The 24,065-nt window shown below is 55.4% G+C and carries 19 protein-coding genes; 15 read left to right on the top strand and 4 right to left on the bottom strand.

The window, feature by feature from the left end; genetic code table 11:
- Nucleotides 1-149 precede the first annotated feature (149 nt).
- Nucleotides 150-1,067, top strand: a complete 918-nt coding sequence (nac, locus tag N1689_RS10360; protein ID WP_161736886.1) for a nitrogen assimilation transcriptional regulator NAC — start codon at nt 150-152, stop codon at nt 1,065-1,067.
- 1,008 nt (nt 1,068-2,075) lie between these two features.
- Here the strand turns inward: nac and N1689_RS10355 are convergent.
- The 3 genes from N1689_RS10355 to N1689_RS10345 form a co-directional block, all read right to left on the bottom strand.
- On the bottom strand, nt 2,076-3,419 hold the full coding sequence (locus N1689_RS10355; protein WP_222925290.1) for an MFS transporter: 1,344 nt from the start codon (nt 3,417-3,419) through the stop codon (nt 2,076-2,078).
- Nucleotides 3,420-3,505: 86 nt separating this feature from the next.
- Nucleotides 3,506-4,351 carry a fumarylacetoacetate hydrolase family protein gene (locus tag N1689_RS10350; RefSeq protein WP_222925291.1) on the bottom strand — a complete coding sequence of 282 codons (846 nt, stop codon included), beginning with the start codon at nt 4,349-4,351 and terminating at the stop codon, nt 3,506-3,508.
- A 78-nt stretch (nt 4,352-4,429) separates the two neighbouring features.
- Entirely contained in the window at nt 4,430-5,593 is a 1,164-nt protein-coding gene (locus N1689_RS10345; protein WP_222925292.1) for a mandelate racemase/muconate lactonizing enzyme family protein, read from the bottom strand.
- 179 nt (nt 5,594-5,772) lie between these two features.
- Between N1689_RS10345 and N1689_RS10340 the strand changes: the two genes are divergently transcribed.
- The 4 genes from N1689_RS10340 (at nt 5,773) to N1689_RS10325 (ending at nt 8,927) form a co-directional block, all read left to right on the top strand.
- A complete protein-coding gene (locus N1689_RS10340) occupies nt 5,773-6,699 on the top strand; it encodes a LysR family transcriptional regulator (RefSeq protein WP_260058797.1) in 927 nt (308 codons plus the stop codon).
- A gap of 246 nt (nt 6,700-6,945) precedes the next feature.
- Nucleotides 6,946-7,380 carry a MarR family winged helix-turn-helix transcriptional regulator gene (locus N1689_RS10335; RefSeq protein WP_260058796.1) on the top strand — a complete coding sequence of 145 codons (435 nt, stop codon included), beginning with the start codon at nt 6,946-6,948 and terminating at the stop codon, nt 7,378-7,380.
- 30 nt (nt 7,381-7,410) lie between these two features.
- Nucleotides 7,411-8,145 (top strand): NADPH-dependent F420 reductase, encoded by a 735-nt coding sequence (locus N1689_RS10330; RefSeq protein ID WP_222925294.1) that lies wholly within the window; start codon nt 7,411-7,413, stop codon nt 8,143-8,145.
- Nucleotides 8,146-8,162: 17 nt separating this feature from the next.
- The gene (locus tag N1689_RS10325) at nt 8,163-8,927 is read left to right on the top strand and encodes an NADPH-dependent F420 reductase (RefSeq protein ID WP_260058795.1); all 765 of its coding nucleotides are present in this window, start codon (nt 8,163-8,165) and stop codon (nt 8,925-8,927) included.
- 286 nt (nt 8,928-9,213) lie between these two features.
- Here the strand turns inward: N1689_RS10325 and N1689_RS10320 are convergent, their stop codons facing one another.
- Nucleotides 9,214-10,194: a transposase gene (locus N1689_RS10320; protein ID WP_222925296.1), complete on the bottom strand. Its 981-nt coding sequence runs from the start codon at nt 10,192-10,194 to the stop codon at nt 9,214-9,216.
- Nucleotides 10,195-10,913: 719 nt separating this feature from the next.
- On the opposite strand from N1689_RS10320, the gene cbl reads away from it, so the two are divergent.
- From cbl to N1689_RS10270, 10 genes are all read left to right on the top strand, one after another.
- On the top strand, nt 10,914-11,873 hold the full coding sequence (cbl, locus tag N1689_RS10315; protein WP_013358380.1) for an HTH-type transcriptional regulator Cbl: 960 nt from the start codon (nt 10,914-10,916) through the stop codon (nt 11,871-11,873).
- A 160-nt stretch (nt 11,874-12,033) separates the two neighbouring features.
- Nucleotides 12,034-13,491 (top strand): NAD-dependent succinate-semialdehyde dehydrogenase, encoded by a 1,458-nt coding sequence (locus tag N1689_RS10310; RefSeq protein WP_161735946.1) that lies wholly within the window; start codon nt 12,034-12,036, stop codon nt 13,489-13,491.
- Between the two features lie 447 nt (nt 13,492-13,938).
- Nucleotides 13,939-15,408 (top strand): aldehyde dehydrogenase, encoded by a 1,470-nt coding sequence (locus N1689_RS10305; RefSeq protein WP_161735945.1) that lies wholly within the window; start codon nt 13,939-13,941, stop codon nt 15,406-15,408.
- 27 nt (nt 15,409-15,435) lie between these two features.
- Nucleotides 15,436-16,104 (top strand): haloacid dehalogenase type II, encoded by a 669-nt coding sequence (locus tag N1689_RS10300; RefSeq protein ID WP_161735944.1) that lies wholly within the window; start codon nt 15,436-15,438, stop codon nt 16,102-16,104.
- 10 nt (nt 16,105-16,114) lie between these two features.
- Nucleotides 16,115-17,392 (top strand): FAD-binding oxidoreductase, encoded by a 1,278-nt coding sequence (locus N1689_RS10295; protein ID WP_260058794.1) that lies wholly within the window; start codon nt 16,115-16,117, stop codon nt 17,390-17,392.
- A gap of 81 nt (nt 17,393-17,473) precedes the next feature.
- Nucleotides 17,474-19,081: an ABC transporter substrate-binding protein gene (locus tag N1689_RS10290; RefSeq protein WP_161735942.1), complete on the top strand. Its 1,608-nt coding sequence runs from the start codon at nt 17,474-17,476 to the stop codon at nt 19,079-19,081.
- A gap of 41 nt (nt 19,082-19,122) precedes the next feature.
- Nucleotides 19,123-20,079: an ABC transporter permease gene (locus tag N1689_RS10285; RefSeq protein WP_010247875.1), complete on the top strand. Its 957-nt coding sequence runs from the start codon at nt 19,123-19,125 to the stop codon at nt 20,077-20,079.
- Nucleotides 20,076-20,927, top strand: coding sequence for an ABC transporter permease (locus tag N1689_RS10280; RefSeq protein ID WP_161735940.1), 852 nt, complete (start codon nt 20,076-20,078; stop codon nt 20,925-20,927). The genes N1689_RS10285 and N1689_RS10280 overlap by 4 nt, the downstream gene beginning before the upstream one ends.
- Complete coding sequence (locus N1689_RS10275) at nt 20,924-22,588, top strand: ABC transporter ATP-binding protein (protein ID WP_161735939.1); 1,665 nt, start codon at nt 20,924-20,926, stop codon at nt 22,586-22,588. The genes N1689_RS10280 and N1689_RS10275 overlap by 4 nt, the downstream gene beginning before the upstream one ends.
- Nucleotides 22,589-22,726: 138 nt before the next feature.
- The gene (locus N1689_RS10270; protein WP_222925470.1) at nt 22,727-24,058 is read left to right on the top strand and encodes an FAD-binding oxidoreductase; all 1,332 of its coding nucleotides are present in this window, start codon (nt 22,727-22,729) and stop codon (nt 24,056-24,058) included.
- Nucleotides 24,059-24,065 lie beyond the last annotated feature (7 nt).

The following is a 24,065-nucleotide window of genomic DNA, read 5'->3' as shown; positions in this document are numbered from 1 at the left end:
AGAAACGCTTATTTTCCGGGCCGTTAGGAAAAATCTGGCCGACGGGTGAGGTGTACAATTTAAACCTGGCCTGCATCTTGCAAAATCTCTGTTATCAGGGCGATAGGATCAGACCTATTTCGCTATTCGGGGTAAGTGACGGAGGCAAGATGAATTTAAGACGACTGAAGTACTTTGTGAAAATCGTCGATATCGGCAGTCTGACGCAGGCAGCCGAAGTGCTGCACATCGCACAGCCTGCACTCAGTCAGCAGGTGGCAACGCTGGAGAATGAGCTGGATCAGCAACTGCTGATCCGCACCAAGCGCGGCGTCACGCCAACGGAAGCCGGAAAGATTCTCTATGGCCATGCGCGTACTATTCTGCGCCAGTGCGAGCAGGCCCAGACGGCGGTGATCAATGCTGGTCAGGTGCTGAGCGGCCAGGTGTCGATTGGACTGGCACCGGGCACGGCAGCCTCTTCACTGACCATGCCGCTGCTGCAGACCGTCCGCGATCAGTTTCCTGAAATCCTGGTCTACCTGCACGAAAACAGCGGCAGCGTACTGAATGAGAAGGTGATGAACGGTCAGCTGGATATGGCAGTGCTGTACGATCGCGCACCGACTGCCGGAATCAACAGCGTGCCGCTGATGAAAGAAGATCTCTTCCTGGTCGGTGCATCCGATTACCCAGGTGCCAGCGTCGATCTGGCCGATGTGGCGCAGATGAGCCTGTTTTTACCACGCGACTACAGCGCAGTGCGCAAACGGGTTGATGAGGCATTTTCACTGCGTCGCCTGAGTGCGCGCATCATTGGTGAGATCGAATCGATTTCAACCCTGACCGCAGCGATTTCCAGCGGCATGGGCGTCACCGTATTACCTGAATCCGCTGCCCGGGCGCTGGTGGGTTCGACGGATGCCTGGATGTCACGCATCAACAGCCCGTCACTGAGTCTGCCTTTGTCGCTGAACATCTCCGCCCGGTTGCCGCTATCGCCTTCTGCACAGGCCGTGAAAAATATCCTGCTGTCACTGCTGAATAAGCCGCTGAATGAGGAGCGGGAGTTGATGCTAGTGGGGTAGGGGCGCTTGCAGCGGGCTGAGGTTAAGCTTTGCAGCGCGTTCACCTGAGAAGGTGACGCCCGCCAGGCGTATGGGAGTTTCAGGTTGCCCGAGCAGGCGGACGCGTCAAGGGGCGGACGCCCGCCCCTTAACAATCCCGGCGTCCGGCAGCCTGCGCGCCCCGCTTCGCGGGGTACCTTCGTCACGCCCTGCGGCCAGCGGACCGTCCTTTCGCCGACGTCCTGTCGGCTCATCTTCGCCTCCGGTTGTTCCTCAGCGCTCCGGATGCCTCTCCAAAACCCCCGCCTGTAAAATTTTTGTTTTTCCTGAATGAGGAGTTGTCTGCTCGCATGAGAGCCAAAGACCATCATTGAAACTAACCGCAGTTAAGTACTTAACGTTGAGAGAAGAGATAACAGCTACCGTGTTGAGTTCCGAGCCTGTAGCTGAAAGTTATGATTAACACCCCCTAAGCGTCAGCAGCAAGCTGCTGCCGCCAAGGCCCCTGAAATCACGCCCTTTACGTCGCAGGCGCCGTAAAGCCTGCTCACCGGGGTTAAAAGGGGTTACATAAACTTCTTCATTGCTGAAAGCGGGGCTTGACTAATCAGGGAAGGGGATGGACTGGCAGTCTTTATGGGTCATCAACCGGCTACGCCGGGCGTACGGCGCCGTTTACCATCGGAGTTATATACCACGTCATCTGGCGCCTACATGACGCCAGGGCGTCATTCAGAAGGCCGGCTGCGCACTGCTCGCCCGCCGTAATTGCTTTAAACCGGAATTACGATGAAACATAACGTCCGCTGTGTGCCAAAAGCGGACGTCTTTTCGTGTGGCTTAAGGGGATCTGAATGGGGATCTCAGAGTATTTATTGATTCAATTGCGCAATATGCGTCTAGATATTTAGCATGAATTTTTTGTAAAACTATGGCTTTCAACATCAGCCATCTACCGTTCTGCTGTAGACAATATGAATTCCAAAAAATGCCAGCCTGTTTGCCGCTTAGGTTAAAGGCTGGCATGAGTTATTCTCCGGCGGGAAGATTCCGACGTGGCGAGACCCGGAACGCCTGCCCGACATTCCATACGCTTTCCTTTTTCCCAACAGCCAGAGCAAATAATATTCCGCCAACTATGGAGAATAGCCCCAATACGCCCCACGCCAGCGTCATGTCCATTCCACCACCCAGATGTTTGAGATAACCTGCGACAAGCGGCCCGCCAAATTGTCCGATAAAATTACTACACGCGCCGACAAAGGCTACGGCAGGCACTGCTTTCTTCGTAGGCAGGATCTCCGTTAGCCTCACATAAACCAGCGGAACAAGCATTTTCATAGTCAGACCGACAAACATAAACAGGACAATTTGCAACCAGTAATATGACAGTGGTACAAAAGCAGCCGCCGATAGCGCAATGCCGCACAGCACTGTTGGGATGGCCGCGTGCAGACGTCGCTCCTGGTTGTACTTATCTGAGCGTCTGGTTATGTACCAAATACCTATCATGGTCATAAGGAAAGGCATGCCGCTAATAAGACCGATCATAAATTCACTTAACGTGCCATACCCTTTGAGCGCAGTCGGCAGCCACAACGTGAATCCGTAAGCGAGCATGCTGTGCAATGAGTAGCCGATAAGCATCAGCCAGAGCGCAGGGATTCTCAGAATGGTCCACCACGGGTCAGATTTCTCTTTCACATAGTTCGACTGTTCGGCAGCCAATTCTTTCTGGATGTGATTGCGGTCATCGGCACTGAGCCAGCTTGCAGCCTGAATGCTTTTTGGAACCAGATAAAACCAGATGATGCAAAACAGCCACGCCGGAGCGCCTTCAATGACCATCATCAAGCGCCAGTCGTGATGGGCCAGAATCCAGCCGGAAATCGGGCCTGCCAGAAATGCTCCAGCTCCAAGGCTCAGGTTCCAGATACCAAAAGCACGGCCGCGTTCTGGTTTCATGAACCACTGCGCTAAAAACATAGCCGTAGCCGCCTGAATGGGCCCTTCTGCCAGGCCCAGAAAGAAGCGAATAGCAATGAGTTCGCTGAAGTTACGCGTCAGGCCGGTCAACATGGCACAGGCGCCAAACAGAAACAGGCTGATGCCGATGATCCTTCTTGAACCAAAGCGGAGCGCCAGCCATCCCGCAGTAAACTGCGTAGCCACATAGCCCCATGCAAATGCGCCACCAAGCCAGCCAGCTTCAACCGGGCTTAGCCCCATTTCAGCAGTAATATGCGGCAGCGCCATACCGATATTGACGCGGTCAAAGAAAGATATGGTATACATTATAAAGACGGCGGGTAATATTATCGTCCAGCGCTTTTTCCCGATAATATTATTACCGCTGAGAGCATTTTCACTCATGATAACTTCCTCATTTGGTGCATATGTAGGGGAGGAATTGCTGATTTAAGCTCCTTTTAAATGTCAGCTAGCTTAAATTTTAATTTTTATTTTGATGCTGATACGACATGGTTAGTCAGTCGACCTATAGACTCTATTTCCACCTCGATAATATCGCCTTCATTAAGAAAACGCTGTGGATTACGAGATCGACCAACGCCTCCTGGTGATCCCGTCAGAATGACATCCCCAGGTGAAAGTTGAGTGAATGTACTCATATAGCTGATGATTTTATTTATCTTATGAACCATATTTTCAGTGTTGTCCTGCTGAACGATCTCGCCATTTAGCCAGGTTTTAAGCTTTAGCTTTTGTGGATCGTTCACATCATCACTGGTGACCAGCCAGGGGCCAAATCCGCCGGTCTTACTCCAGTTTTTACCTGCGGTGAACCAGGTATGTTGCCAGTCGCGAACAGAACCATCCATGTAGCAGGAATAGCCGGCAATATAGTCCGCTGCTTCTGCTTCAGAAATATTCAGACCTGACTTCCCGATGATAATGACCAGTTCACCTTCGTAATCAAGTTGGTCGCTCTGGGCTGGCTTAACGATTTCTCCAAGATGGGCAGTCTGTGAATCTGAAAAACGAATGAATATTGTCGGTGCGTCCGATGTAATACTGAATTCCGTGCGCTTATCCTGATAATTCATTCCTACGCAAAGTATTTTTCCTGGATTTTCAATTGGCGGTAAGAAAGTGATTTCAGATAGCTGATAATCAATTTCAGCATTGATATACTTATCTGCTTCTGACACTCCCTTCTCCCGGATAAAACCTTTCAGATCAGGAGTGTCAATATCTGTCCTACTTCTCAGGTCTATAATTCCTTCAGCATTAAGTATGCCGTAACTTTTATATCCATCTGGAGTCAGATAACTTAAAAGTTTCATAGGTGATTTCCGCTATGCCACCGGCACAATACCGGGGGCATAATAAGCAACTAAGGAAGCCGATAAATCCGGCTGAAGTTATTCAGCCAGAGCACGCATTTCTTTAATGAGATCAGATTTGCCTTCAAAACCTATGCCCGGCAGCTCAGGCATGATGATATGGCCATCTTCCACTCTTACTGAGTCGGGGAAGCCGCCATATGGCTGAAACAGGTCCGGATAACTTTCGTTGCCGCCCAGACCTAGACCTGCAGCAATATTCAATGACATCTGGTGCCCGCCGTGAGGCACACAGCGTGAAGGTGACCAGCCGAACTGTTCCAGCACGTCCAGCGTGCGAAGATACTCAACAAGTCCATAAGAGAGCGCGCAATCAAACTGCAGGTAGTCACGGTCCGGACGCATGCCGCCATAACGCAGAAGATTTCGCGCATCCTGATGTGAAAAAAGGTTTTCACCTGTTGCCATTGAGCCGGGATAAAACTCTGACAGCGCGGCTTGAAGAGAGTAATCAAGGGGATCGCCAACCTCTTCGTACCAGAAGAGTGGGTACTCGCGCAGCATTTTTGCGTATGCAATGCCCGTTTCAAGATCGAAGCGGCCATTAGCATCAACTGCGAGGCGGGCCTCGCTACCAATTTCGTCAAGAACGGCCTCAATACGGCGGCGATCTTCTTCAAGAGATGCCCCACCAATCTTCATTTTTACGACGTTATAACCACGGTTCAGATAACCGCGCATTTCCTGACGCAGAGCGCTCAGGTCTTTTCCCGGATAATAATAACCGCCAGCCGCGTAGACGAATACTCGAGGATTTGCTTCAACGCCTTTCATTTCTGCAAGCAGGCGAAACAGCGGTTTATTTGCGATTTTTGCCGTGGCATCCCAGATGGCCATATCCAGTGTTCCCACGGCAACTGAGCGTTCACCGTGACCACCTGGTTTTTCATTGCTCATCATCACATCCCAGATTTTGTGCGGATCCAGGTTGTCACCTCTGGTATTCAGCAGACTTTCGGGTTCGGCCTGCAGAATACGATCGCGAAAGCGTTCACGTATAAGGCCGCCCTGACCATAACGACCGTTAGAGTTAAATCCGTATCCCACAACGCGTCTCCCATCAACTTCAACGTCGGTCACAACGGCTACCAGGCTAGCCGTCATTTTACTGAAATCGATGTAAGCGTTACGGATGGGGGAAGCAATCGGTTTGGTTATTTCTACAACGTCAAGGATACGCATGTTCTCTCCGGATGTTTTCAGTCAGACTCAATTTGATATTTGCCTGCGAAGTATTTGTCTAATGCCATATATTTATAGACATAATGCATTTTCGTAGTGCCTTAGGACCTTTAGTCCTCTCTGAAACCCATCCTAAGCATTTAACACATGCTGTTCTAATGCCAAAGAGGAAGGCTGTAATGCAAAATCGGCATCACTTAGAGTTAACATGGCTTGAAGACTGTGTTGCGCTTGCACAGTCTCTTAATTTTTCACGTGCAGCAGCTTCTCGATATGTGACGCAGCCTGCATTCAGCAGAAGAATTATTTCGCTTGAAGAGTGGTTGGGAACGCCATTGTTTGAAAGAAACCGACGCGGGGTAAGTTTGACGAGGGCGGGGGAAATATTCGTTACGCAAATACCGGATCTTATTCGCGCGCTATATACCCTGAGAAGTGAAGCCATCGAAGCTGCAGGAGAAACCAGACCAGACGTTGTTTTTTCCGCAACGCACTCTCTCTCGTTCTCATTTTTTCCTGCGCTTATGCGCAACAACGAGAAAATTGCGCGCTTCGGCTCATTTCGTCTTCTTTCTGATACGCTCAGCGCGTGTGAGCGTATGATTGAAAAAGGTGACGCGCAATTTTTGCTCTGCTATTTCCACCCTCACATGCACATTAACCTGGATCAGTCCAAATACCTCAGCGTCAGGCTTGGTCAGGAAACATTACTGCCTTATTCCCGGTGTGACACCGCGACCCGTCTACCTATCTGGCAGGCTAAAGCGGGAAGAAAATTCCCGTTTCTTTCGTTTTCCGCTGAGTCCGGACTTGGCAGAATCCTTTCAAATACTTCGCAAGTTAATCGTGCCAGACGTGGGATGGATATCGCCTTCACAGCCGATCTTGCTGCCACGCTTCTGGCTATGGTCAAAGCAGGAGACGGCATTGCATGGCTGCCAGAGACGCTAGCTGCAGCGGATGTTGAAACTGGCGAAATTGCCGTTGCTGCCGGTAAAGACAGTGGGCTATGGGTGCCTATTGATATTCGGCTTTTCCGCCCAGCGGCAAGAATGTCTCGCGCAGTGGAAGAACTATGGGGAATTTTTGTGGACGGTCAAATCTAGCCAGGGAGGGGCATCCCTCAATATGCAGTGCAATGAATATCATTTTTTCTACTTCAGCTACAAATGTCCGCTTCACGCTAAGTACCAGAAACTGACCTTTAACAGCCTAGAAAGGATTTAGTCTGATTTGTTGCCTATGTCATAACGCACGAATTACTTATTAATCTCTCTTTAGCTGACGAAAATTTTGATATAAGCTTTTATCTAGTTCGCTAGATAATCAACAGCTATATAATAGGTTGGCATATGAAAATGCAGTCACGACAGGAAATTGGAACACAGCTTTCTTTTGCGCTGTATGGTGCAGCAAGCCGAATGAACCGGTTACACAAGCCGTTCTTGGACCCGCTGGGACTTACCTTCCCACAGTATCTGGTCATGCTGGAGTTGTTTAATGGCACCCCGCGCACCGTGGGGGATATCGGGAATAAGCTTGGCATGGATACCGGCACCATTACGCCCGTTCTCAAACGCCTTGAGGCTTCCGGACGCATAATCCGCACACGTGACCGCGCAGACGAAAGACGAGTTCTCATTACCCTTACGGATGAGGGGCTCGCTTTGCAAAGTGAGCTGTGGCTCGTAACCGAAAGAATCAAATCAGCCTGTCAGCTATCGGATGGAAAGCTTGAGGAGTTACGGGATACCCTGAATGGCTTTGCCCATCCCGCTGATAACTGATCATCCTCCACTTATACAAAAGGTACTGCTATGAAAATAGGAATTATTGGCGCCGGAAATATTGGTGCAACGCTGGCAAACAAGCTCTCTGTGCAGGGCCATGAAGTCAAACTGGCGAACTCAAGAGGACCGGAAAGCATTGCAGAGCTGGCGCGAAAAGTGGGGGCACTGGCGGTTGATCGCCAGGAGGCCGTACGAGAAGTAGACGTCATCATCCTCTCTATACCCTTTGATAAGCACACCGTACTTGCTGAGTTAATGCGCGACGTCCCTGAAAGCGTGATCGTCGTTGATACGTCTAATTATTATCCTTTCCGTGACGGGGACATTATTGAGATCCGTGAAGGTAAGCCTGAAAGCGTTTACGCCAGTGAAGCAGTTCAGCGCCATCTCATCAAAGCCTGGAATGCTGTTCTTGCCGAGACGCTTAAAGAGAAAGGGCAGGATGCAGGTTCTCCATCCCGTATTGCTATTCCTGTTGCGGGGGACGACTCCGCAGCAAAGTCTGTTGTGATGGAGCTGGTCAGTCAGAGTGGTTTCGATGCATTTGACGCCGGTATGCTTAGCGAATCATGGCGGCAACAGCCCGGTACCCCAGCCTACTGCACTGAGCTTAACGCCGCAGAGCTTAGAGCGGCCCTTCAGGCGGCGGATAAAACCCGCGCACCACTGAACAGAGATGCGTTGATTAGGGAATTCATGTCCGCAGGCGATCATCTAACACATGATGTGATCGTCAAACGTAACCGTGCAGTAACGGCCTGAGTTAAAGAGGAGTGCTTATGACACATAGAGACAAGTACAAGATTGCAGTCCTGGGAACCGGTCATATCGGTAAAACACTTGCCCGCAGTCTTGCAGCTGCGGGTCATTTCGTAAAAGTCGCAAATTCACGCGGACCAGAAACGATAGACCCCGATGTGCTTGAAACGGGCGCTGAAGCATCTGATACAGCTAGTGCCGTGCAGGATGCGCAGGTAGTTATCCTGTCCATACCTATGGCGAAGCTTGCTGATATTGCGCCTCTGATACGCAATCTGCCTCAGGATGTTATCGTTGCTGATACCTCCAACTACTATCCACATCGTGATGGCATCATTGACACTTTCTCAGATGGTGAGGTTGAAAGTCAGTGGGTGGCACATCTCTTGAACCGTCCCCTGATCAAGGCATGGAATGCCATAGGTTCAGATTCTCTCGCCAGGAAAGGTTCAACAGCGGGATCGCCAGTGCGTATTGCAATTCCGGTGGCAGGGAATATCGAAGAGCACAAGATAGTAATCATGGATTTTGTCAATGATACGGGATTCGATGCCTTTGATGCGGGTAACCTTGATGAGTCCTGGCGGCAACAGCCCGGTGCTCCGTGCTACTGCATGGACCTCACATATGGACAAATGAAATCCGCGCTGGCTTCAGCGGAAAAGGTACGATTACCTGTGCGCCGAGATATTGCAGTTCAGGCAATACAGGAGCGTATGGGTGATAAACGCACAAACCCTAATGCCGATTATATTGTTCGTTTATACAGGGCGCTTTTCATGTAATTAGAAAGTCGTGTTACTCCCTCCTCAAAAGACTGCTCTGTTTTATCGATATTTTCGCTCAAACCATTTTCATTTGCTGATGTATGAGCGAAAAGCAACTTCCGCTTTTCGCTCACAGCGGACATGTAACTCGCTTGCCTATAGTTCATATCTGCATTTTTGAGGCATGAGCTGGGTACTACGGCTCAGAACTGCCGCAATTAGAAATTTACTGTTCACTTTAGTGCCATTGGGTATAAGGCACAGGCTGTTTTGTGAACAATGTTTCAGTAACAAATTTAAATTGTTAAGTAGCCGGCGTATTTTCAAAAGCTTTGCCGGAATGAAGCACGCCGTGGCACCAGTGGATCAGCTTTCGCATAACAGCCCCGATTGCCACCATTTTAGGTTTGCCACGCAGGCACAATTCTTCATAAAAGTTGCGCATTCGCGTATTACATCGTCTGGCACAGAGGGCGGACATGTACAGCTTCGCACGCAGCTGCGGCGATCCAATTTTAGACATCTTAGATTTACCGCGAACGGAAGTGCCCGATCGTTTTTCCACGGGTACCACGCCCAAAAATGCGGCTGCCTGACTGGCAGACTCAAAATCATGACTACGCAGTACAACCAGCATGTTCATGCCCAATTGTGGGCCGACTGCAGGTATAGACGTCAGAAGATCATAATCAAGTTGCAGCGCTGCATGTGCTTTTATGTGAGCCTTTATTAACTGCTCCGTGACTTTTACTTCCTCCCGGAGAATTTTCACCATGCGCAGGCAGGAGCTGATAACGTCAGAAGGTGTCTGCGTGCTCTGGTATTTTTCCAGCCGGTTTTCCTCACGTACGGCGTCGCTCAGCAATGCGTCACGCCTGCGGATAAGCGCACTGAGATGCCTGATTTCAGCAGAAGGCGGGAGCCAGCGGTGTGGCTTTTTCAATAGCGCGTAGCAGGCCAGCATGTAGGCATCTACCTTATCCGTTTTAGTCAGAATACCCATACCTCTTGCAAAATCGCGGCTGCGGTGGGGATTTGCGAGAGAAACGTATGCGCCAGCTTCATGCAGCGAAAGAGCCAAACGTTCGTGATAAACGCCGGTTGCTTCCATAATAAGGTGAACGTCCTCCAGGCCACAGTGCTGCATTCTAAGCCAGCGGATGATATTAGCTGCTGCACTGCTGTCATTTTTTATCTTTTTGGTCCGTATACGACCCTTTATGCCATCATAGAGGATGCAAAGGTCGAGCGAGTCTTTACTTACGTCTATACCTACAGGAAACATTTTCATTCTCCTCTCACATTGACCGTCACGCCTGTTCGCCTTGTACATTCGGAGTCATGCTCCCGGTAACCGTTCAACAAAATGTGCTGGCGTGAAAGGTGAAACGGAGGGCCGCAAGCTGTCAGGCAGGATCAGTAATTCAGACTGTCCTCAGGGAGGGGCCCGGCTCACTCCGCTTCGTGTGAGGGTAGCTAATCACCACATAATGTCAGATACAAGCGAGGGGGTGGGGAGGCCGTCAGAACCGCTGAGCGGATAAGGGATTTCAGGACGAGTGACAGGGATGTCGCGAAGAGGCGGGTTCGCGCCAGGGATGGCGCGTCCTGCTGGTCCGTCAGAAATCCGGAAGAAGCGAAGGGACCGCGAAGCGGCGGTGAAGCAGGCCGGAGCCGGGGGGCAAGGGGGCGCGGCGACTGGCGGCCCCTTGTCGGTCGCCTGCAGAGGCGGGTCTGAAACTGCCCAACTTCTCAGGCGAACGAAACCCCTCTCATAGCCCGTTCGCGCAGCGAACACTCCAGCTTCAGCTCTGCAGCAGCCATTCGCGCAGCGAACACCTGTTAAGCCCGGGCTGCCAGGCCAATCATCTCAGCATGTTCGCACAACCTCAGCCCCACCCCGTTATTCCCTAAATTCATAAAGCCAAATTTTTTAGTATTTCCTGTTATCAATAATAGTTCTTAACATCGGGGAATCAGATTATGTAAAGGGAGGTAAATACCGTGAATTTCCAGCAGCTTAAAATCATCCGCGAGGCGGCCCGCTGTGAGTTTAATTTAACGGAAGTCGCTAATACGCTGTTTACCTCTCAGTCAGGTGTCAGTCGGCATATTCGTGACCTGGAAGATGAACTGGGTGTTGAGATCTTTATCCGTCGCGGTAAGCGCCTGCTGGGAATGACCGAACCGGGTAAAGCGCTGCTGACCATCGCCGAACGCATCCTCGATGAAGCGGGGAAGGTACGACGTCTGGCCGATGTTTTTACCAATGAAACCAGCGGCATTCTGACCATCGCCACTACCCACACTCAGGCGCGCTACAGCCTGCCGAAAATCATCAAAGCGTTTCGTCAGCTCTACCCCAACGTCCGGCTGGAACTCAATCAGGGATCGCCACAGGAAATTGTCACCATGCTGCTGGCGGGTGAAGCGGATATCGGCATCGCCAGTGAAATGCTGGTTAATAACAGCAGTCTGGCGGCATTCCCCTGGTTCAGCTGGCATCACGCATTGCTGGTGCCGAAAGATCATGAACTGGTGCAGAATCAACCGGTTTCACTGAGCACCCTCAGCCGTTATCCTCTTATTACTTACCGCCAGGGTATCACCGGCCGTTCGCGGGTTGACCGTGCCTTCCAGTCGGCGGGCTTAAAACCGGATATCGTGCTCAGCGCCCAGGACTCCGACGTAGTGAAAACCTACGTTAAACTTGGTCTGGGCGTCGGGATACTGGCCGATCAGGCGTGTGAAACCGAAGAGAGTGAAGAGCTGGTACGCATCGACGCCACACATCTGTTTGATGCCAGCACCGTCTGGCTCGGCCTCAAGCGGGGTCAGCTGCAGCGTAATTACGTCTGGCAGTTCCTGGAGCTCTGCAACGCTAACCTGTCGCTGGAGGAGATCAAACGGCAGGCGCTCTCCTACAGTAATGACGACGAACCGGTTATCGACTTCCAGATTTAAAGCGCGTGCGCATCCCGCCGGATGCGCGCCCATTTCCGCACAGCATAAAATTTCAAATCACCGCGAAAAACTCGCTTAGCGACCTTTCTGACCCCGCACAACAACATCCTGCGCTGACACGGCGCGATAAAGTGGAATCAGCTGACCACAAGGGGATGTTATGTCGCGATTACAACTTAAAGACAGCGATCTGCTGCGCCAGCAGGCGCTGTTTGCCGGACGCTGGCAGGATGCGCATCAGGGTGCCACGCTGCCGGTTACCGATCCCGCCACGGGCGAAACGCTGGCGACTATTCCGGCGCTGGGCCGTGCGGAAACAGAGCAGGCGATAGCCTATGCGGAAACGGTACGCATCAGCTGGGGCAAAACCCCTAACGCCAGCCGTGCCGCACTGCTGGAAAAATGGCATCAGCTGATTATTGAACATGCTGACGACCTGGCAATCATCATGACTGCCGAGCAGGGAAAACCGCTGGCGGAAGCCAGAGGTGAAGTGCTCTACGGGGCCAGTTTTGTGAAATGGTTCGCGGAAGAGGCGCGCCGTATCTATGGCGACACTATTCCCGCGCCCAGCGACGACCGGCGCATTCTGGTGCTGAAACAGCCGGTAGGCGTTGCCGCCGCCATCACACCCTGGAACTTCCCGATTGCGATGATCACCCGCAAGGTGGCTCCCGCACTGGCCGCCGGATGCCCGATTGTTGTCAAACCCTCTGAGTTAACGCCGCTCTCGGCACTGGCGCTGGCGGTACTGGCAGAGCGTGCCGGTTTTCCGTCAGGCGTATTGCAGGTGCTGACCGGCCTGCCCACGGAGATTGGCGCGGCACTGACCAGTAGCCGTACGGTGCGTAAAATCTCCTTTACCGGCTCGACCCGCATCGGGCAGTTATTAATGCAGCAGAGCGCTGACAGCATCAAACGTCTGAGCCTGGAACTGGGCGGCAACGCCCCGCTGATCGTGTTCGATGATGCCGACATTGAGATTGCGGTCGCGGGCGTCATGCTCAGCAAGTTCCGCAATGCCGGGCAGACCTGCGTCTGCGCCAACCGCATTCTGGTGCAGCGCAACATCTATCCACGCTTTACCGCAAGACTGCTGGAGGCGGTCGCCACCCTGAAAGTGGGCGATGGCTTTGCACCCGACAGTACCATTGGCCCGCTGATCAACAGCCGCGCGGTGGAGAAAGTGAACGGTCACATTGATGATGCGCTGAGTCAGGGAGCTACGCTGTTGACCGGCGGCATCAGCCAGGGCAACGGCACTTTTGTTCAGCCCACGGTGCTCGGCGAGGTCACGTCCAGCATGCGCATCGCCCATGAAGAGACGTTCGGCCCGGTCGCGCCGCTGTTTATTTTTGATGATGAAGAGCAGGCGATCGCGATGGCGAACGACACGCCATACGGCCTGGGCGCCTACTTCTTTACCGAAAATATCCGGCGCGCCTGGCGGGTGGCGGAAGCGCTGGAGTTTGGCATGGTCGGCTTCAATACCGGCGCGATTTCTCTTGAGGTTGCGCCGTTTGGTGGCGTGAAACTTTCCGGTATTGGCCGGGAAGGATCCCGCTACGGAATGGATGAATATCTGGAACAGAAAACGTTTCACATTGGCAGTCTGTAATTAAATATGACCCCAACGCCAGCCGGAAAATCCGGCTGGCGTTTTTTTTCGCCTGGCGCACAGAATAAATTCTGCTGCGTCAAATAATCCTCTTTAAAAAGTAAAGAATTTATCAGGGATGTGAGGCGGGTCGGTAAATTGGCGGGGCATGAGCGCAAAAGTGGGCAGCCTGACCCGGAATATCCGCTTTGGTGCAATTTCCGTGCAGGTTGCACCAGCAGGGCGCATAAATTTTGTGAAGTAAATCATCTGTTTAATTGTTCGGCAAATCCACAAAAATTATCCCGGTAATACGGCAGAAAATTTTTTTGCGCTGTTTTAAACGCATTTTTATTTTTTGCCCGGCTGGCATACTTTCTGCATTAGCTTATTAACAGCGCAGAAAATGCCAGTTAAAAACGCTAATAAGCCAGCAACTGATGGGTGTTACAAATAAGGAATTCTTCCATGTTAAGTTTCGACCCTGAAAAAGTTTCTCTTCCGGTTGGCCATTATATTGGCGGCCAGCATTGCCAGAGCCAGGGCGCAGCCTTCGAGGTTAAACGTCCCTCTGATGGCAGCGTCTATGCCACGCTGCAGGACGCCATGCCGCAGGATGTTGATCGTGCCGTCACCGTCGCGCATCAGGCGCTAAAAACCAGCGGCTGGTCAGGCTGTCCGCCGCGTGAACGTGGTCGCGTCTTACGCCGTTGGGCCGATTTGATCGAGCAGGATACGCTACTGGCTCAACTGGAAGCGCTGGGCTCAACGCGACCCATCAGCGACGTGGTGCTGCACGAAATTCCATTTACCGCCGAGGCGATTCGCTTCTATGCCGAATGCGCCGACAAATACAGTGGCGATCTCTTTCCCACCCGCGACAGCAGCCTCGGCATGCTGATTGCGGAACCCTATGGCGTCATCGCCGCGATTACCCCGTGGAATTTCCCGCTGTCGATGGCGTCGTGGAAATGCGGACCCGCGCTGGCAGCAGGCAATGCGGTCGTGCTGAAACCCTCTGAACTGACCCCGTTTTCAACGGTGCGCATGGCCGAACTGGCGATTCAGGCGGGCCTGCCAGCGGGCGTGCTGAACATTGTGCAGGGCAGTGGCGCGGTGACCGGCAGCGCGCTGGTGAAACATCCGCTGGTGCGCAAAGTCTCGTTTACCGGCTCGACCCTGACTGGCGCGCGCATCATGAGTGATGCCGCGCAGCACGGCATGAAACCGGTGACGCTGGAACTGGGCGGCAAAAGCCCGCAGCTGGTGTTTGATGATGCCGGTGACCTTGAGGTGCTGGCTCAGCGCATTCTGCGCGGCTTCACCGCCAACGGTGGTCAGGCCTGTGTAGCGGGCACCCGTCTTATTGTGCAGCGCAACATTGCCGATCCGCTGGTTGAGCGACTGGCCCAGCTTTGCCGGGAAGTGAAACCGGGCGTCACCTGGCAGGAAGGCAGCCGCTACGCGCCGCTGATCGATGAACGCCAGGGCAATAAAGTCTGCTCGGTCATTGAAGCCGCAAAAGCGCAGGGCGCAGAGGTGCTGGTGGGTGGAGAGCGCTTTGCCGACACCCAAGGCGGCTGGTTCTGGCAGCCGACGCTGCTGAGCCATGTGGCGCAGGATAACCCGGCGGTACAGCAGGAAATTTTTGGTCCGGTGCTGACGGTACAGACGTTTGATGATGAAGAGCAGGGCCTGGCGATGGCTGCGCACGACACCTATGGCCTCTGCGCCGGTGTTCACACCCTAAGCCTGCCGCGCGCGCTGCGGGCGATGCGCGCCATCGACGCGGGCACTGTCTGGATCAATCGCTATGGTCGCTCCGGCGACTTCATCATTCCCACAGGCGGTTTTCTCGGCTCCGGCATTGGTAAAGATTTAGGGCGTCAGGCGTTTCAGGCCTGCCAGCGCCAGAAAAGCGTACTCATCGATTTCTAAGCGCAACTGACAAGACAGGGGTGTTACATGGCACTGTTTAAACCGAAATTCATCACGTTTGACTGTTACGGCACGCTGATTCGCTTCGATATGGCCGGTGCGGCACAACGCTGTTTCAGCGACCGCGTCGACCCGGATGCGATGAACGCGTTTACCGCCGACTTTGCCAGCTACCGGCTGGATGAGGTGCTCGGCGCATGGAAACCCTATTACGACGTGGTCAGTAATGCGATACAGCGCACTTGCAAAAAGTGGGGCATTAAGTGGGACAAAGCCGACAGCGACTTTATCTACACCGACTGCGCCAGCTGGGGTCCGCACCCCGACGTGCCGGCCGGACTGGCAAAAGTCGCTAAGGCGTTTCCGCTGGTGCTACTGACCAATTCGATGAAAGACCTCATCCCGCACCATGTACCGCGTCTGGGCGCGCCCATTCACATGACCATCACGGCAGAAGAGGCAGGCGCTTATAAACCGCAGATGAAGGGCTTCGAGTACATGCTGGATAAGCTTGGCTGTGGTCCGGAAGAGATCCTGCACGTCTCCTCCAGCTTCCGCTATGACCTGATGACCGCCTACGATCTCGGCATCAAAAACAAAGTCTGGGTCAACCGTGGTCATGAACCGGCGAACCCGTACTACCAGTACACCGAAATCAAAGATATCGGCGGCCTGCCTGGCGTCGTCGGACTCTGAGGAACTCCCCATGAAACTGGAATCGTTCTGGCAGGCCACGGCACCGGCCTTTACCGGTGCTGCCCGCGAACCGCTGCCCGCCCAGGCGGACGTGGTGGTGATTGGCGGCGGCTTCACCGGCGTTTCGGCAGCACTTAACCTGGCGCGCAGCGGCATCAGCGTGGTGCTGCTGGAGAGTGGCGACGTCATGAGCCAGGCATCGGCCCGCAACGGCGGTCACTGCAATACCGGTGTGGCGCAGAACTTCGCCTCGCTGGTGGCGAGTCAGGGTCTGGAGCAGGCCAGCCGCTTCTACCGGGCATTTGACGACGCGGTGAGCTACGTCCAGCAACTGATTCAGGCTGAAGCGATCGACTGCGACTTCCGTCTGTGCGGCAAACTTAAGCTCGCCAGCAAAGCATCGCATGTCGCCGGGCTACGGGAAGCCTATGAACTGATGCGTCGCACTGTGGACCCCGAGATCGAACTGCTCGACAAAACGGCAGTGCGCGACGAAATCGCCAGTGACAAATTTCACGGCGGCCTGCTGCAGAAGCGTGGCGGTCAGATGCACATGGGCAAGTTTGGCATTGGGCTGGCTGAAGCCGCCACCCGCAGCGGGGCGAAAATTTACCCGCACCACGCCGTGACGAAGCTGGAACGTCTGAAGGGCTATCAGCACCGGATTCACACCGCGCAGGGCACCCTTCTGGCGGATAAAGTGCTGATGGCGACGGGCTGCTCCAACAGCGGCCCTTTCCCCTGGTTTCAGCGCCGCATCGTGCCGGTCGGCAGCTTTATTGTGGTGACGGAAGCGCTCGACCCGGCGCTGCTGCGCCAGGCGCTGCCCCATAATCGGACCTATGTGACATCGCTGAATATCGGCAACTACTTCCGCACCACTGCCGACAGCCGACTGGTGTTTGGCGGGCGGGCGCGGTTTGCGGTCAGTAACCCAACCTCGGATTCGCGCAGCGGCGAGATCCTGCGCCACGCGATGACGCAGATGCTGCCACAGCTCGGCCAGGCAGAGGTGGAGTACTGCTGGGGGGGCATGGTCGATATGACGGCCGACCGTCTGCCGCACGCGGGTGAACAGGATGGCCTGTTCTATTCACTGGGCTACAGCGGCCATGGCACGCAGATGTCGGTGTGGATGGGGCGGGTAATGGCCGATTTGCTGGCCGAAAAGCGCACCGAAAATCCTTGGCAGCGTGATGCATGGCCCGCGCTGCCCGGTTATCACGGCAAGCCATGGTTTTTACCGCTCGCAGGACTCTATTACAAAGCAAAGGATCGCCTTTCTTAACGTCCCGTCGGGTGCTGGCCGCCAGGTTGCCAGCACCGCCAGAACATGATCCCGGTTCGCCTGACTATTGAGGGTAGAGAGATGAGTAAATTTGATAATAACGACGCTGATGCGGTAAATCCGGCACTGACGCGCATGATCACCGAAGGATCGCTGTCACGTCGCAGCCTGATGAAAATGCTTTCCGCTGGTGCGGTGATGAGCAGCGGGCTGGTGGGCTTTTCCGGGGCGGCACTGGCGGACGACAAGCCGGTCAAAGGCGGTAAAGTGCGGGCGGCAATGTCGAATGCTTCCGCTACCGACACGCTCGATCCGGCGAAAAGTAACAACAGCGCGGACTATACCCGTCAGTTCATGTTCTACAGCGGCCTGACCGAACTGGACAAAAACCTGATGGCGCAACCGGCGCTGGCCGAATCACTGGAGTCCAGCGACGGCATCACCTGGCATATTAAACTGCGGAAGGGCGTCACCTTCCATGATGGCAAACCGCTGACCGCTAAAGATGTGATCTTCTCGCTCAGCCGACACAAAGATCCGGCTATCGCCTCAATCGCCTTTAAGCTGGCCGATCAGTTCAAAACCTTCAGCGCAGTCAATGATAACGAGGTGCAGCTGGAGCTGAATAGCGCCAACTTTGACGTCCCTTACATGCTGGCGACGCCGCCTTTTTTGATTGTCAAAGACGGCACCACCGACTTCAGCAAAGGCATCGGCACCGGTCCGTTTGTCTGCAAAACCTTTATGCCAGGCACACGCACCATCGGCACCAAAAATCCCCATTACTACAAGCCCGGCTTGCCGCACCTGGATGAGGTGGAGCTGATTGGCGTTACCGACGGTGCAGCACGCGTCAATGCCCTGATGTCGGGCGATCTGCAGATGGTCTCCACCCTGACAGCCGCAGACTGCAAACGCATTAAAGCCAGCAGCGAGTTTGGCATACTGGAGAGCAAATCAGGCATGTACACCAACCTGATTATCCGCACCGACGTGAAACCGGGTAACAACGAAGACTTTGTGCTGGCGATGAAATATCTGCAGCCGCGCGACATGCTGGTGAAAACGGTACTGCAGGGTTATGGCGACGTCAGTAATGACACGCCGGTGCCGCCGTGGCATCCGCTCTACAACGCCGACCTCAAACCGCGTCCGCTCGACATAGAAAAAGCGAAGTTCCACATTAAAAAAGCGGGTATGGCTGGCGCGACAGTAGAGATCATCACGACGCCCAACATTGAAGGGGCGAACGAAGGGGGGCAGATGATCCAGCAGATGGCGCGCGGGGCAGGGCTGAATGTAAAAGTGCGACGTGTGCCGTATGACGGTTACTGGTCTTCGCACTGGATGAAAGATCCGGTGGGATATGGCTCGATAAATCCGCGTCCGACGCTCGACATGCTCTTCTCACAGTTTTATCTCTCTACCGCACCGAATAATGAATCGGGCTGGAAAAATCCCCAGTTTGATCAGCTGGTGGTCGCCGCGCGAGGGGAACGCGATCAGGCAAAGCGCAAGCAGATGTATGGCGATATGCAGACGCTGATTTATGACCACTGCGGCACGATCATCCCGACCTTTATCAGCTCCACCGATGGCTACAACAAAAAGGTTAAAGGGGTCGAAGCCTGGCCGTCAGGCATGATGATGGGCTATCGCTTCCATGAGTTTGCCTGGCTGACCGCCTGATCTCAGCCTGTCCCATCAGGCTATTCATAAGGAGTTCGCCGATGAACCGATACATGCTGTTCCTGATTGCCCGGCGCATTGGTGCTGGCATCCTGACGTTGCTTATCGTCTCGGCGGTGGTGTTTTTCATCACCAGCCTGCTGCCGGGTGACGCGGCGCAGATGATCCTTGGCCAGAATGCCACACCGGAAACGGTGGCGGCGTTACGGCAGCAACTGGGTCTCGATCAGCCTTTGCTGATGCGCTACTTCCACTGGCTGACAGGCATGGTGCAGGGCGACTTTGGCACCTCGTTTGCCAGCCATTTGCCGGTCTCGCAGCTGGTGGCGCAGCGCATTCCCGCCACCTTTGAACTGGCGGGCATCACCACGCTGATCTGCGTGCCGCTGGCGCTGATTATCGGCATTATTGCGGCGATGAATCGCGGTTCCCGGCTCGACCGGGCCCTGGTTATCGGCACCATGGCGACGGTGGCCGTGCCGGAGTTTCTGGTGGCGACGGTAGCGGTGCTGATTTTTGCCGTGAAGCTGCACTGGGTGTCGGCGATGTCGTTCGGCAGTCCGGATAGCGACCTGCTGAGTTACCTCAAAGCCTATGCGCTGCCGGTGCTGACGCTCTGCTGCGTGCTGGTGGCGCAGATGGCGCGTATGACGCGAGCCGCCATTATCAACCAGCTCGACAGCCCCTACCTGGAGATGGCGCTGCTGAAAGGGGTATCGCCGCTCCGCGCCGTGCTGCGTCATGCGCTACCCAACGCGGTTGGCCCGATCGCCAATGCGATTTCACTCAGCCTCTCCTACCTGTTTGGCGGCGTGATCATCATCGAAACCATCTTCAGCTATCCCGGTCTGGCCAGCCAGCTGGTGGATGCGGTCAGTAATCGCGACCTGCCGGTGGTGCAGCTCTGCGTGATGTTGTTCGCCGCCTGCTACCTGGTTCTGCTGCTGGCGGCCGACATTCTGACTATCGCCTTTAACCCGAAATGGAGAAGCGCATGAATACTCTCTTGTTGCCCTGGCGTTTCTTACAGTCGCTCTCCTGGTCAGGCCGGCTGGGTCTCATCATGTCGCTGTTCTGGCTGCTGATGGCGGTGTTTGGCACGCCACTGGCTCCGCACAGCATTGATGACATCGGCGGCGGTCCGCTGATGGGCGGCATGACGGCGGATAACCTGCTGGGGACCGACTACCTGGGACGCGACATGCTGAGCCGTATTCTCTACGGCGCGAAGTTCTCCATCGGTCTGGCGCTGAGTGCGGCACTGCTGGCCAGCCTGATCGGCACGCTGCTGGCGCTGCTGGCGGCGGTAACGGGACGCTGGCTGGAGGAGCTGCTGGGCCGCGTCAACGATGCCCTGCTGGTGCTGCCGGGCAAAGTGCTGTCGCTGATGATTGTCGCGGTGTTTGGCTCCTCGCTGCCCATGCTGATCCTCACGGCGGTATTCACCTACTGGCCGGGCGCATTCCGCATCGCGTTTGCCATGGCCAGCTCGCTGCGCAGCATGGACTACGTCCGGGCATCACGGCTGCGGGGCGAAAGCCGCTGGTATATCGCCCTTCACGATATCCTGCCTAACATGGTGCACCCGATGCTGACGGACTTTGGCCTGCGCTTTGTCTACATCGTGCTGCTGCTGAGCGGCCTGAGCTTCCTTGGCCTGGGAGTGCAGCCGCCGTACGCTGACTGGGGCACGCTGGTTCGTGAAAATATGCAGGGGCTGTTTGATGGCTCGCCCGCGGTACTGATGCCCGCGCTGGCGATTGCCAGCCTGACCATTGGCGCCAACCTGTTTATAGACAGCCTGCAGGCGATGCGTCCGATGACGCTGGCGAAGGAGGGAGCATGAACGTGACACCACATACCGCCATGCCGGTGATTTCGGTGGATAAACTGCGCGTTACCGCGCAGACCGATCGCGGCGAAGAGATCGACCTCGTTTCCGACATTCACTTCACGGTGCAGAAGGGCGAGGTGCTGGCGCTGATTGGCGAATCCGGCTCCGGGAAAACCACTATCGCGATGGCGCTGATGGGCTATGCCCGCAGCGGCTGCCGCATCGCCGAGGGCAATATTCACGTTGCCGGCACCGACATTAACAGTCTGACACCGGGCCAGCTGCGCGCGTTTCGCGGCAATAAAGTCGCCTATATCGCCCAGAGCGCGGCGGCGTCATTTAATCCGGGCATGAAGATCCTCGACCAGGTGATTGAGCCGGTGGTTATTCACGGCACGATGACCCGTAAAGACGCGAAAGCGAAAGCGATCGGCCTGTTCCGTGAGCTGGCGCTGCCCAATCCCGGGACCATTGGTGACCGGTTCCCGCACCAGGTGTCGGGTGGTCAGTTACAGCGTCTGATGACGGCGATGGCGCTGATTGGCGATCCCGACGTCGTGATCCTTGATGAGCCTACGACCGCACTGGATGTCACCACGCAGGTGGAAGTGCTGAAGGCGTTTCGCCGCGTGGTGGTGCAGCGCGGCGTCACCGCGATTTACGTCAGTCACGATCTGGCCGTGGTGGCACAGATGGCTGACCGGATTCTGGTGCTGCTGCGCGGTAAAATGGCGGAGTATGGCAGCACCGCGCACCTGATTGGCGCGCCGCAGGCAGAGTACACGCGGCTGCTGATGGACGCAGCGCGGCAGAAAGAGCGGCCCAGCAACTGGTGTCCGGCTGCCGCCGATATTCAGCCGCTGCTGGAAGTGCGCGATCTCTATGCCGGTTACGGTCCGCGCGGCAGCGACGGCCAGCCAAAAATACGCATTCTGGAGGAGATTAACCTTAAGCTGTGGAAAGGGCAGGCGATTGGCATCATCGGCGAGTCAGGTTCAGGCAAAACGACGCTGGCTCATGCCATTGCTGGTCTCAACGCGCCGAGCCACGGGCATATCCTGTTTAACGGCCACTATATTGCCGGCGATATGCAGAAACGTCCTGACAACGAGCTGCGGCGCATTCAGTATGTGTTCCAGATGGCAGATACCGCGCTGAATCCGGCCCATAGCGTTGAGCGCATCCTGTCGCGCCCGCTAACGCTGTTTCACGGCCTGAGCGGCGCAGCCCGACAGCAGCGACTTTATCAGCTGCTGGATCTGGTGCAGCTGCCACGCAGCGTACTGTGGCGGCGTCCCTGGGCACTCTCCGGCGGTCAGAAGCAGCGCGTCAACCTGGCGCGTGCGCTGGCAGCGGAGCCGGATCTGATTTTGTGTGATGAAGTGACCTCAGCGCTGGATACTGTGGTCGCCGCCGCCGTCCTCGACTTAATCAGCGAACTGCGCCGCGAACTGGGGCTTTCCGTGATCTTCATCAGCCACGACATGCATGCGGTGCGCGCGGTGTGCGACGAAATTGTGGTGATGAAAAGCGGTCGCATCGTCACCCAGCTGGCACGCAACGACTACGACAAGCCGACCAGCGAGTTGTATTTCGAGCGGCTGAAGCGCGCAGTGCCGGAGCTGCGGCAGGGCTGGCTGGATGAGCATGAAGAGATTTTAAAAGCGGAGTGAGTTGCCGCTGAGCCTTACGGGCAACTGAATTTATCCGTCTGCATAGTACTGATGTGCAAGGCAGGCGGCGTGGGTCAGCGTACAGCGGCGACGTCGCTCTGCGCCAGACCCGATACTGACAACAGAGGTCATCTTGTTATGCCCGCACCGATTCGTTATGTACAGGACAGTGCTGACTTTCCCGATTCCGCCGATGTGGTGGTGATTGGCGCCGGTATCGCCGGTGCCGCCGCCACCTGGGAGCTGGCGAAGCAGGGAGTGAAGGTGGTGCTGATTGAAAAAGGACTGGTCGGCGCTGAGCAGTCAAGCCGCAACTGGGGCTGGTGCCGCCAGCAAAACCGTGATGAGCGTGAGCTGCCGCTGATTATCTATGCGCTGCAACGCTGGGGTGAGCTCAGTGAAGAAACCGGCGAAGAGCTGGGTTTCCGCCGCAGCGGGCTGGTTTACGCCACGCAGGAAGAGTCGGATATCGCGGCCTGGGATAAGTGGAACCAGATGGCGAAAGGCTATGGCATGCGCAGTTCGATTCTCACCGCAGAGCAGGCTAAAGCGATGACGCCCGGCAGCACCACAAACTGGCTGGGCGGTCTCTCGTCGCCCACCGATGGTCACGCCGAGCCGCGCCTGGCGGCGCCTGGGCTGGTGGCTGGCGCGCAGAAAAAGGGTGCACTGCTGTTTCAGCAGTGCGCCGTGCGGGGACTGGATATCGCCGCCGGACGGGTCAGCGGCGTCTGGACCGAGCGCGGTCTGATCAAAACCAGCCGGGTTATCTGTGCCGCCGGGGCCTGGACCTCCATGTTCTGCCGTCGTCACGGCATCGACCTGCCGCTGGGCAACGTGATTGGCACGGCCTTCCGCACGCAGCCCATTGAGCAGGCGATCGCCATGCCGCTCTACACACCGGGCTTCGCCTGTCGCCCACAAATGGATGGCAGCTATACCGTGTCAGTATCTGGTCGTGGTCGTCTGGAGCCGGGCGCACAGGGGCTGCGCTATGCCCGTCAGTTCTATCCGACCTTTAAGAGCCGCCGCAAGAATCTGACCCTGAATCTCGGCCTGTCACCGTTCTTCAACGGCCCTGAGGCGATGGGGGGCTGGTCATTCGACCGCGAGTCGCCGTTTGAGCGGATGCGCATTCTCGATCCGGCAGCGGATGCAAAAATCGTGGAAGAAGGACTGGCGGCAATGCGGCGTGAATACCCGGCGCTGGCGAATCTCCGGCTGGCGCAGTCATGGGGCGGCATGATTGACAGCACCCCGGACGCCATTCCGGTTATCTCCACCGTGGCGAAACTGCCGGGGCTGGTGCTCTCGGCGGGTTACAGCGCCCACGGTTTCGGTATCGGACCGGGTGCCGGACGACTGGCCGCCGATCTGGCGACCGACGCCACACCCATCGTTGACCCGACCCCTTACCGCTACAGCCGTCTGGTTGACGGCAGCGGACTTGACACGCCAGGCATGATGTAAGGAGAAC

Source organism: Pantoea sp. XY16 (assembly GCF_025153065.1).
Taxonomy (GTDB): domain Bacteria; phylum Pseudomonadota; class Gammaproteobacteria; order Enterobacterales; family Enterobacteriaceae; genus Pantoea; species Pantoea alfalfae.
This window is presented reverse-complemented; position numbering and strand designations above follow the sequence as displayed.